Origin of the sequence: Niallia sp. (genome assembly GCF_031978665.1) — a bacterium.
GTDB lineage: Bacteria > Bacillota > Bacilli > Bacillales > Cytobacillaceae > Niallia.
In genome coordinates, this window is sequence record NZ_DALZDK010000003.1 from 25,476 (window position 1) to 36,981 (window position 11,506).

Sequence of the window (11,506 nt, forward strand, 5' to 3'; positions counted from 1 at the left end):
AGTTTTGTAGAAACTTTTTATTATTTCATTGTTAGGAAGGATGCCTATGGATCACTTAAATGCTTCTAGTAAAGAACAATCAAAGCTTAATTACTATCTTCTCCTTGTTATCATTTTTGGCGGGTTCCTTATTTTCGGTTTGTCAGAGAATGTCAAAGGACCCGCCATTCCTATTATTCAGGCTGATTTCCTTTTAAGTGAGTCGCAAATAGGATTTTTGCTTGCTATAAACTCCCTAGGTTATTTAATTGCCTGTACATTTACAGCTGCCCTTGCAAATAAAATTGGCATTAAATGGACCGGCATTATCGCTTTTGCATCAATGGTTCTCTCTGGAATTTGTCTTTATTTCTCTGAAAAATATTTTGCACTTTCTTCCTCCTATTTCCTTTTATACATTGGAAATGGGATGCTGGAAATTGGACTTGGGATTATGGCTGCTCGTATTTTCACGAAAAACACGGGCTTTATGATGAACCTTGCACACTTTTTCTATGGCTTAAGCTCCATGGTGGCACCGATAATGGCATCTTGGATGATGAAATGGACAATCGCTGGGGGAGAATTAGGCTGGCGAGGGATGTATTTTATTGTATTGTTATTAGCACTTTTGCCTATTATTCCTTCTTTTTTCGGTAAATTTCCAGAAGAAGAAATAAATGAAAACGAGACTGTTTCTTATCGTTTTTTACTACGAGATCCCGTTGCCTGGCTTATCGTCATGATTCTTTCCTTTGGCGTTGTATCTGAACTAGCGGTTGGAGGCTGGTTAGTTAACTTTTTAATTAAAGCGTATTCATGGAATGTAGAAGCAGCTTCAGGTATGCTATCGATGTTTTTCCTATTTTTTATGCTTTCTAGACTATTACTTGGTCCATTAACAGATAAAATAGGCTATACACTGTCTATCATGATTTTTGCTGCTTTTTCTGGTATTTGCAGTTTTGCTGGCATTATCGTTGGAGAAAAAGGAGCTATTCTTTTTGCAATTGCAGGAATCGGCATCGCCCCCATTTATCCAACTGTCATGGCATTGCTAGCAAAAAGATATCCAAAGGGAACTGGTACTGCCATTACCTTTACGGTTACATTGATGGGAATTGCAAGTGTACTCGGAAACCTGCTGATTGGAGTTATTATAGATGGGATAAATCGTTTATTCTATACGGATAACGGTGTCATTGGACAGCAGGCAGGCTATGGATTTATTGCATTACTATCCTTACTTTGCTCCATTTGCTGTGTCCTTTTATACTATTATTTACGCAAGAAGAAAGAGATTATTTAATAGCTGTTTGATGCAGATTTGATCTTGAAAAAAATAGACTTTATTGTAATTATTGTTATGGTTAGTAGCAGGATGACCAAGCAACATCCAATGTAAAAAAGAAAGTTTGGAGAATATCCCCAATGATAGAAGAAATATATAGATACACCTATTAGCACTGTGAGAAATATTTCAAAGAGAAAAGCTGTAATCAAAAAAGCGAGATAAGGATAAATGATTCCTTTATGGTTTACATAAGTCAGAGTCACGCCATCCCAAAAGCGATCTGCAAATCTAGCAATGCTCAATATAAGATCCATCTCCTTTGAAAAATTTATTTATTTTATACTAAACTATGAATACAGCTTTCAAAACATACCTATTCTTTAAGGGAAAAAAAGTACATATACTTGCCCTTAGTCTCCTTCATCAATTACTTATGAGAGAGACTATAAAAATTCAAAAACCAAAGAGGCGTGTTCCCACAAAGAAAACACGCCTCTTTTAAAGTAATGAAAAATAGTTGATATTTTATGACAACACCGATCTTCGCAATTTAGCTTATTCTCCGCTGCCCTGATTTCGCCGATATAAATCTCTACTCTTATACCCAGACGAAAGAATGGCCATCATCTCTGCTTTCCTTTTTTCTCTTGTTTCTTCTTGCTTTGCACTATATACATATCGCGCCCAATCCTTCCGATACCCTGGTGTTAGGGATTGATAAAAAGCTAGTAGCTTTGGAGAATCTGTTAAATCATTTTCAATATCTCGGATTTTATCTATATAATCATCTACACGCTGGCTTGCTTTTGAGGAGACAGTTTCTTTCTTGTTTTTTTCTTCCTCTTTTAAACCAATCACTGTAAAAACATCATCCAACCCAACCATTCGAGCAAACTTTATCGTACTTTTCCCAACATAACCTTCTGAATCTGTATTTAAGCCTTTAAATAGTTCATCACGGTGAATATAAGTGGGATAAACTTTATTTCCTTTTTTCGGATATGCTAAAAAGATATACCCCTTCTTATTTAAGGATTCGTTTCGGATAATCTTTTCGACTAGTTCTCGCATTTCATCCATATCAAGTACAAATGCGAATATAGCATCATATTTGTTTTGAAGCTCGGTATCATACTCTTCCAATCCTGGAAAATAATCCGTTTCATTTGGTTTATTTAGTATTGCAATTTTTTTATATTTTTTTAAATTTAATTTATCAACAATTGTTTTTGACATCATTAATCACCTCTTATAATCTTTCTCCTCTTTCTTTCTAATTGTATAATCTAAATACCCTCTATAAATAGAATCAATAACAGTAAATAATCCAAGCAAGGATCTATGTTCAATATCAAAATGCTGACCTAACTCAAATGATTCATAATATATATTATATGTAGATAATGTTGCTAGATGGTTGTTATTAAAAGAAGTGATGGACAGTGTAGGAATGGATTTCATGGACAATTGTCTTAATTGGCCTACTATATTCTTAGCATCTCCACTTAAAGATATAACTATTACTAGATCTGTTTGCTTCATTTTGGATAGAAGAAAATCAAATTCTGTTTCTGCAGGTATAATGTATATTTTCTTATCATTGGAAATAAATTGCCGGGACATTTCATCCAATGCATTTCTTTGTCCCCAGCCACTAGCAAATCCATATATTGTATCTGCCTTGCTAATCTGCTCATAAATCACTTCTGTATGAATATTTTTATATAGCTTTCTCGTCATCTCTATTTCTTTTATTTGCATAGTAAAATAATCTAGATTAGTCTCAAGTTGTTTAGGCTCATTTTTCAAAAAATACTTAAACTCACTATAACCGCTAAAGCCTAATTTTTGAGTCATTCTTAGAATAGAAGACTTGGAAATATTGCATGCGTCGGACAACTCTAAAATGCTCATTTTCTTACATTCTTCTATATGGTTGAGGACATAGTTTATGACATATAAATCATTTTCAGATAAAACATCATAATATTTATTCATTAAGTCTTTAAGCATAACCAATTTCCTCCCTTATATTTATTATAAGGGATAAGCGATTATTGAGAAAACATTTCTAAAATAGAAAAAAAGAGTGCTAGCTAACACTCTTTTTCCTATTCTTTAATTCAGCTCTGGCCAATACTCTTTGTTCACTTCAATTAAATCATCTAATATCTGTTTAGCTACTCTAGCATTTGGTACTGTTCTAGATAAGGTAATGGCTTGCCATAACTTTTGATAGGAATGTTCTTCCCAAGCTTCCACTACCAATTTTTCTACAGCTACTTGTTGCTCCATTAATCCTTTTTGGAATCTTGGAATATTTCCTTGTGCTAATGGTTCAGGACCATTCACGCCTACGATACACGGAACTTCGACCATTGACGTTGGGTCAAAATTTTGGATTGCTCCATTATTTTCGACAATTAAAAGCATTCTTTCTTGAGTATCATATGCGATTGCACGCGCTAGGTCTACGATATAGGAAGCATGTTCATCTATTTCTAACTCTGAACCTTCTGTAGAACCTAATTCTGCTATTCTATTACATTGAGAGAAGATAAATTTTTCTCTACCATCCATAACCTGATTCGCTCTAGTATAGGTAGGATCAGTATGCGCTACCTCGTCTTGAGGATAGAAGTAATATTTTAAATACGTATTAGGTAAGGTGTCTGGATCAACCGCATACACATCTTTTGCTTTTTTAAAAGTAGATTGCCAACTTTCATCTGCATGCTGCCCTTCATTTTTTGCTAAATCATAGCCATATTCTTTTACATGTTCTTTCAATTTTGGCATTAAATCATTTCCTTCTTTATCACGAATATCTGTCCACCAGCCAAAATGATTCAATCCATAATAGCGAATAGTCATATCCTTTCTAGATGGGAGTCCTACTATCTTTGCCATCAGATTTTCTATTCCTATTGGCATATCACAAATATTAAGGATTTTTGAATTAGGTCGCAATTTTCTCGTAGCTTCTGCAACAATGGCAGCTGGGTTTGAATAATTTAACATCCATGCATTAGGCGAATATTTTTCCATATAATCTAATATTTCTAATACGCCTCCAATGGATCTCATTCCGTAGGCAATTCCTCCAGGACCACATGTTTCTTGACCAACTACGCCATACTTTAATGGTATCTTTTCATCCTTTTCTCTCATTGCATATTTTCCTACACGAATATGCGCCATCACAAAGTCAATATCACCAAAAGCTTCCTCTGGTTCTGTTGTTGCTAAGAAAGAAATTTCAGGAGCTTTTTCTTTGATAATTACTTCACACGCATCTGCCACTTGCTGTTGACGCTCTTGATCATTATCATAAAATTTAATTTGTCTAATCGGAAATTTATCTAAGTTTTCAAGAAGCATTAATATAATCCCTGGAGTAAAAGTACTTCCTCCGCCTGCAACTGTAATTGAAAATTTTTTCATATTCTCTCTCCTATTCTTCATTTTTCAATTTTTCAAATTCTTCTCTTACTTGAGGTACTGATAAACCTACAATTACCTGAATTCCTTTATTACTCCTTACAACACCATGGGCCCCACCTTCTTTAAAGGCTATATCAGGCATCACTAGAGTTGGATCTTTTACACTAATTCTTAATCTTGTTGCACAATTATTTATCGTTTCAATATTTTCTGTTCCACCTAAAGCATGAAGAAATATCTCGGCTTTTTCTCTATAACTGTTCTCCACAACAGTTGCTGCGACCTCATCTTTTTCCGTGCCTTTTTTCTTTTCTTGATAATCTTTCTTTCTATATAATTTAACCTCTTTATCATCCATCTCTCTTCCAGGTGTTGCAAAGTTAAACTTCAGAATGAGAAATCGGAAAACGAAGAAATAAATACCGGTAAAAATTAACCCAATTACAATTTGAACTACATAAACATCCCAATGATTACCGAATAACGGAATCCAGTTTTTCGACATTATTTCAATCAATCCGCCACCCATATCTCCTACTACACCGAAAGTATATAGCACTGCTGATAAAGTAGCCGCAAGTACAGCATGCACGGCAAATAACACTGGCGCAACAAAGAGGAAAGTGAATTCTAGTGGTTCAGTAATCCCCGCTAACACAGCTGTTAAGGTAGCCGGGATTAGAAGAGCTGCTACCTTCTTCCTTTTTTCCTTCTTAGCCGTGAAATAAATAGCTAATGCAATACCTGGTGCTGCAAACATCTTGGAATTTCCGTATAGTCCAAAGCCACCCGCTGGAAACATTGTTTTTAATGATTCCGTGCTTTGTGCAAAGCTGCCAAGATTCCCCATCCAATATTTGACGATACCTTCTTCGACAACAGCTGGCCCAAACATAAACGGTGTATAAATAAAATGATGCAACCCTGTTGGAATTAACGCCCTCTCAAAAAGATGGTAAAACCAAACACCGAATGTTCCCGAACTTGCTAAAAATCCTTGAAGGGAACCGATTCCAGATTGAACAATCGGCCAGATCCAAGCAACAACAACTGCCATTGGAATCATCATAAAGTAACCAAGAATGACAACGTAAGCAGACCCTTGAAAAATCCCAAGCCATTCTGGTAATTTCTTTTCAAAATACTTATTATGAAGCCATACAGTTAAACTCGAAATTAGAATAGCTCCGATAATTCCTGTATCCAATGTTTTTATTCCAGCAATGAGCTTCATTCCGCTTGTACTGCCAACGTCTTGACTAAAATTAACACCGAATGTTGGTCCAAAAAATTCTAATATACCTGAAAGGAAATAATTAAAAGTTAGATACACAACAACTGCTTCCATTACAGCTCTTGCATTAGCTGTTTTAGCTAATCCAAGTGCAATACCTATTACAAAAAGCAATTCCATCTGATTAAATACTGTCCATGCTCCATTTTCCAAAATAGTTAGGATACTATTCCATGTGGTACCTTCATCTGCTATACTTCCGACAATTTGAGGATTATTTAACATAATAGTAATGGCAAGTACAATACCCGAAAATGCAAATAAAAGTACTGGTGTAAACATCGCTCCTCCAAACCGTTGAAGCTTTTGCATCATATGAATCACCCCTCTTTAATTATTTTTCAGTATTTTTTCACTTCTACTTATATTTAAACATCGCATGAAAGCAGTTTCAATAATACTCAAGCACTTAGGTAAACGCTATCATTTATAGATAAACGTCCCAACTAACGGGAAAATTCCCATAAACAAAAGAATAATAGACTAATTGAAAATAAATAAGAAAGAAGAACACGAAGTAATCATTCAACACTATCCCAACTTATTTTCAAATGACCAATTGCAAAAACAATAGCTGCTATTCCTAACCAAATAGAATGCCCCCAAATAGCTGTTGTGAAAAAAATACAACAAGGCAGGATTGCTAATGGGATTGGTACAAACAGAAATGACTTAGTCAAAAAGCGGTACTCTCGGTCATTTCTTACATACCTTATCCAAAGAAGATAATACAAAAGGAGAAAAAGAAAGGATAGAATCAACCAACTATCTATTACATTTACTGGATTAGTAGTAATAGTTAATAGAAATAGGCAGCCTATTTGTCCTAATCTTTCAAAAAAATTAAAGATCCATGGGGTGCTTTTCGTTTTAATTGGTATATTTTTCGGCGGAACAAAGATAATAAACAGGATATTTGGTAGAAGAAGTCCAATAGCAAGAACAAAACCTATAGGAGACAAAGAAAACGACATAGATAATCCTCCTTTTAGTGGGAACAATTTGATTTTATTATCCTTGTTTTTCTTCTCCCATACAACGAAAAAAGGAAAGAATCTTTTACGCTAAGCGGCTTTCTTGCTAATGGTTACAGAAAATCATAAAATAAGAAAAGTATATTTGAAGAGAAATCAATTTTTTAGAAGGAGTTGCTTATAAATGGCACAAACTTTAAAAGGAAAAGTTGCATTTATTACAGGTGCTGGAAGAGGTATCGGCAAAGCTGTAGCGATTGCATTAGCAAATGAAGGAGTAAATGTTGGCTTACTTGCACGTACAGAAGAAGCGTTAAAAGAAGTAGTCACAGAGGTAGAAGCACTTGGGGTCAAAGCTGCTTATGTTTCTGTTGACGTATCTTCCTTAGAAGAAGTAAATCAAGCAATTACCACATTAACTAATGAGCTTGGAAAAGCAGATATTTTAATTAATAATGCTGGTATTGGAAAATTCGAGTCCCTTTTAGAAATGAATCCTGAAGAATGGAAGAAAATCATTGATGTAAATCTAATGGGTCCATACTATGTTACACGAGCAGTTCTACCACAATTAATAGAAAAAAATGGTGGAGATATCATCAATATTTCTTCCACAAATGGTTTAAATGGTGCTGCAACTTCTAGTGCTTACAGTGCTTCTAAATTCGGTCTAATTGGAATGACAGAATCATTGGCACAAGAGGTACGCAGAAACAATATTCGCGTTACTTCCTTAACACCAAGCACGGTTGCCACAGAGTTAGCTGTTCAAACAGATTTGATTAAAGGCAGTGCAGAGAAGTACATGCAGCCAGAAGATATTGCTGAACTGATTGTTTCTCAATTAAAATTACACCCAAGAATCTATGTAAAAGCAGCTACTGTTATAGGAACAAATCCTTTCTAGAAGTTACTAGAACATAGCAAAAAGGAAGAAAGATGCTACTAATTTTTATAGCATCTTTCTTCCTTTTCTTTATTATCGGTTATTCATATCATTTGGATGTGGACCTTTTCGTCTGTCTCGGTTTAGCTCATTAATTTGTTTCATTTCCTCATCAGTTAATTCAAAATCAAATACTTGGAAGTTTTCCTCAATACGTGATGGTGTCACTGATTTTGGAATAACAATTGTATTATTTTGCAAATGCCAACGCAGCACTACTTGAGCTGGTGTTTTCCCTTTTGACTCTGCAATTTGTTTGATGACTTCATCTTGAAGAACCTCTCCCCCTTGATCGAGCGGACTCCAAGCTTCTACAAAAATATCATGCTTTGCACAAAATTCTTTTAGCTCTTTTTGCGCTAAGTACGGATGACATTCTACCTGGTTTAAAACAGGTTTTACTTCACATTCCTTTAAAATGCGCTCTAAATGCTCGATTTCAAAGTTACAAACACCAATTGCCTTCACTCTGCCATCTTTATATAGCCTTTCTAATGCCTTATATGTATCAACATATTCATCAAATTGTGGAGTTGGCCAATGAATCAAATAGAGATCAACATAATCAAGTCCTAATCTTTCCAGGCTTTCATCAAATGCTCGCAGCGTATTCCCATAGCCTTGATCACTATTCCATACTTTTGTGGTAATAAATAAATCCTCACGAGGGATAGAAGACTCATTTATAGCTTTTCCAACGCCTTCTTCATTTCGATAAACCATCGCTGTATCAATGGAAGTATAACCAGCTTTAAAGGCATTCTTAACAGCAGCAGTCGCTTCCTCATTTGGCACTTGCCATACTCCAAATCCTAATTGAGGCATGTTCAATCCGTTATTCAATGTAACAAAATTCATCTTCCCACACTCCTTTTATTGAATTCTCTTTTAGTTTAGCGTTAGGAAAAATAAATTACAAAACAAACGGTTTCTCTCCATGCAAAAAAGAGACAATCTTAAAGATTATCTCTTACCTCTATCTAGTATCAATTTCTTCGATTAATAAAATGTTGTAACTTTTTCAATTGGTAATCTGCTAGTATTGAAAGCTGGTGCTGCTGCTTTACCAATCGCAATGAGTGTAATCGGAAATTGATTTTCAGGCAAATCAAAACGCTTTGCAAACGCTGCTTTATCAAAGCCTCCCATGACAACTGTATCATATCCACGCTCTTTCGCTAATAAGAGAATTTGCATGGAAATTAATCCCGCATCATAGCTAGCGATTTGAGCTAATATTTGTTTTGGTAGATTTGGGTATAAGCTTTGTGTATTACTAATCGTTCTGTCTGCAATAGATTGATCCATATATCCAAGGGAAACATTTTGTTCGTATATCTCCTCTACGTTTTTATAAGCCTCTGTTTCTCCTAGTACAGCAATAATGGCGGAAGAATCCTCAATTTGCGCTTGATTATTTCCAATAGCTCGTAGCTCTTTTTTGATTTCTTGATCTTGTATAACAATAAATCTCCAAGCTTGTAAATTACTTGAAGATGGAGCACTCGTCGCTATTTCTAAGATTTCTTCTAATTCCTTTTTATCAATTTTGAAAGTAGGATCATAGGTTCTAACTGATTTACGGCTCTTCATAACTTGTTCTAATTGTGACATATTATTCCTCCAACTATCTAGTTCATTGTATACAACAACTAACTTACCATTAGTAAGTGAAGATTGTCAAAGATGATGATTTATTTTTTCTCCATGTGACATAAGTTCCATTAATAAAAGTTTTATTAACAAAATAAATTACTAAGCATACAGATAGAATTAGGTTCTATGCTGTCCTTAAAAGGGGGCTTTTTTGAGCTTATTTCACATACACACAAAAAAATTTTATAATAATTTTATTATTTTGCAAACTTAGCTAATGCCTTTAATAATAAGGGTTAGAATATATTCCATAAATATCCATCACCTTTTTTCGACAGTCATCGTGACCAATATTATTTGACAGGACCAATATTTTTCGAGATAATCGAAACCATAAATTTTTGGGAGGGGTTGCGTGAATATTATTGAAACGTTAATTGCAAGTGGAAATGCGGTACTTTGGGGGTATGTATTAATAGCCGTCCTGCTCGGGCTAGGGATATATTTCACCATTGGATCGAAATTTGCACAAATCAGGTATGTGAAAGAAATGTTTCGCTTGCTGAAAGTGAAAGAAAGGCCACTCGAACACACAGAGAAAAAGCAAATTTCTTCTCTACAAGCATTTTTTGTAGGGGCAGGTACTCGAATTGGTACAGGCAATCTTGCAGGAGTAGCCATTGCCTTAGCAATTGGAGGACCTGGAGCAGTATTTTGGATGTGGATGGTAGCTATTCTCGGAAGTGCCAGCTCGTTTGTGGAGAATACATTGGCACAAATCTATAAAACAAAAGATAATGGACGTTACAAGGGTGGGCCTGCCTACTATATGAAAAAGCAGCTGAATAAAACGTGGATGAGTGCACTTTTTGCTGTGATGATGATTCTCTCATATGGTACTACCTTTAATGCCGTACAAAGTAATACAATTGCTGTTGCTTTAGAAAACTCCTTTGGCATTAGTCCCATTATCGCTGGTATTGCTTTGGTTATCCTTACTAGCTTAGTTGTATTTGGCGGTATTAAACGTATTGCTGATATTTCATCTCTCATCGTTCCCTTTATGGCCTTTGGCTATATCCTCCTTGCAGTCTTTGTTGTAATCACAAATATTACTGAGATTCCTCATGTTTTAGCATTAATTTTTAAGAGTGCATTTGGTATGGAACAAGTAGTTGGCGGTGGAATTGCTGCGGCTATTATGAATGGAGTAAAGAGAGGTTTATTCTCCAATGGAGCTGGAATTGGTGGAGATCCAATTGCTGCAGCGACTGCATCTGTATCTCACCCAGCAAAACAGGGATTTATCCAGGCACTTGGTGTATTCTTTGATACTTTGCTCGTTTGTTCTGCAACTGCCTTTATTATCCTAACTTCTGATGCATACGGATCAGGTTTAACAGGCATTGAGTTATCGCAAGCAGCGATGGCAGAGCACTTTGGCTCATGGGGTGGATTATTTTTAGGTATTGCGATATTCCTATTTGCCTTCACTTCCATCATCGGATGCTACTACTACGGCGAAGCGAACTTACCGTTTATTAGTAAAAGTAAGTTTTTCCTAAACTTCTATCGAGTATTAGCTCTTGGGATGGTAATGTTTGGCGCAGTAGCGAATCTGCAAATCGTATGGGACTTAGCTGACTTTACGATGGCAATTATGGCCCTTGTTAACTTAGTCGCTATTGCGATTCTCGGACCAATCGCCTTTAAAGCACTTGATCATTATATGAAACAACGAAAACTCGGAAAAGAACCTGTTTTCTATCGAAATGATATTAAGGGGCTAAAAGGAGTAGAGGCTTGGCCGTTAAGGAAGAAAGAGTCGATTAAAGAGGTTGTTTAAGAATTTCAATTGATTTATGGATAATTGGGCTAGGCTGCCATATTGGCAGTCTGGCTTTTGTTTTGGGAATAAATTTGGTTTTTGGATCATATCTCCTTTCGGTTGGATCATATATTTACTTTTTGGATCATAT

General features: G+C 35.5%; 10 protein-coding genes. 3 read left to right on the forward strand and 7 right to left on the reverse strand.

Features of this window, described 5'->3' with window-relative positions; genetic code table 11:
- The first annotated feature begins 46 nt into the window (after positions 1-46).
- A complete protein-coding gene (locus RTL21_RS02310) occupies positions 47-1,288 on the forward strand; it encodes an MFS transporter (RefSeq protein ID WP_312092923.1) in 1,242 nt (413 codons plus the stop codon).
- Positions 1,289-1,828: 540 nt separating this feature from the next.
- Here RTL21_RS02310 and RTL21_RS02315 read toward each other — a convergent pair.
- The 5 genes from RTL21_RS02315 to RTL21_RS02335 form a co-directional block, all read right to left on the reverse strand.
- The gene (locus RTL21_RS02315) at positions 1,829-2,509 is read right to left on the reverse strand and encodes a YdeI/OmpD-associated family protein (protein ID WP_312092925.1); all 681 of its coding nucleotides are present in this window, start codon (positions 2,507-2,509) and stop codon (positions 1,829-1,831) included.
- Positions 2,510-2,515: 6 nt separating this feature from the next.
- A complete protein-coding gene (locus tag RTL21_RS02320; RefSeq protein ID WP_312092927.1) occupies positions 2,516-3,286 on the reverse strand; it encodes a MurR/RpiR family transcriptional regulator in 771 nt (256 codons plus the stop codon).
- A 105-nt stretch (positions 3,287-3,391) separates the two neighbouring features.
- Positions 3,392-4,717: a 6-phospho-alpha-glucosidase gene (locus RTL21_RS02325; RefSeq protein ID WP_312092929.1), complete on the reverse strand. Its 1,326-nt coding sequence runs from the start codon at positions 4,715-4,717 to the stop codon at positions 3,392-3,394.
- 10 nt (positions 4,718-4,727) lie between these two features.
- Positions 4,728-6,326, reverse strand: a complete 1,599-nt coding sequence (locus RTL21_RS02330) for an alpha-glucoside-specific PTS transporter subunit IIBC (RefSeq protein WP_312092931.1) — start codon at positions 6,324-6,326, stop codon at positions 4,728-4,730.
- A 206-nt stretch (positions 6,327-6,532) separates the two neighbouring features.
- A complete protein-coding gene (locus RTL21_RS02335) occupies positions 6,533-6,985 on the reverse strand; it encodes a hypothetical protein (protein WP_312092933.1) in 453 nt (150 codons plus the stop codon).
- A gap of 184 nt (positions 6,986-7,169) precedes the next feature.
- Between RTL21_RS02335 and RTL21_RS02340 the strand changes: the two genes are divergently transcribed.
- Complete coding sequence (locus RTL21_RS02340) at positions 7,170-7,892, forward strand: 3-ketoacyl-ACP reductase (RefSeq protein ID WP_312092935.1); 723 nt, start codon at positions 7,170-7,172, stop codon at positions 7,890-7,892.
- A gap of 72 nt (positions 7,893-7,964) precedes the next feature.
- Here RTL21_RS02340 and RTL21_RS02345 read toward each other — a convergent pair whose 3' ends face one another.
- Both RTL21_RS02345 and RTL21_RS02350 read right to left on the reverse strand, forming a co-directional pair.
- Positions 7,965-8,789 carry an aldo/keto reductase gene (locus tag RTL21_RS02345; RefSeq protein WP_312092937.1) on the reverse strand — a complete coding sequence of 275 codons (825 nt, stop codon included), beginning with the start codon at positions 8,787-8,789 and terminating at the stop codon, positions 7,965-7,967.
- Between the two features lie 141 nt (positions 8,790-8,930).
- Positions 8,931-9,545 (reverse strand): nitroreductase family protein, encoded by a 615-nt coding sequence (locus RTL21_RS02350; protein ID WP_312092939.1) that lies wholly within the window; start codon positions 9,543-9,545, stop codon positions 8,931-8,933.
- A 397-nt stretch (positions 9,546-9,942) separates the two neighbouring features.
- On the opposite strand from RTL21_RS02350, the gene RTL21_RS02355 reads away from it, so the two are divergent.
- Positions 9,943-11,373 carry an alanine/glycine:cation symporter family protein gene (locus tag RTL21_RS02355; RefSeq protein ID WP_396954411.1) on the forward strand — a complete coding sequence of 477 codons (1,431 nt, stop codon included), beginning with the start codon at positions 9,943-9,945 and terminating at the stop codon, positions 11,371-11,373.
- Positions 11,374-11,506 lie beyond the last annotated feature (133 nt).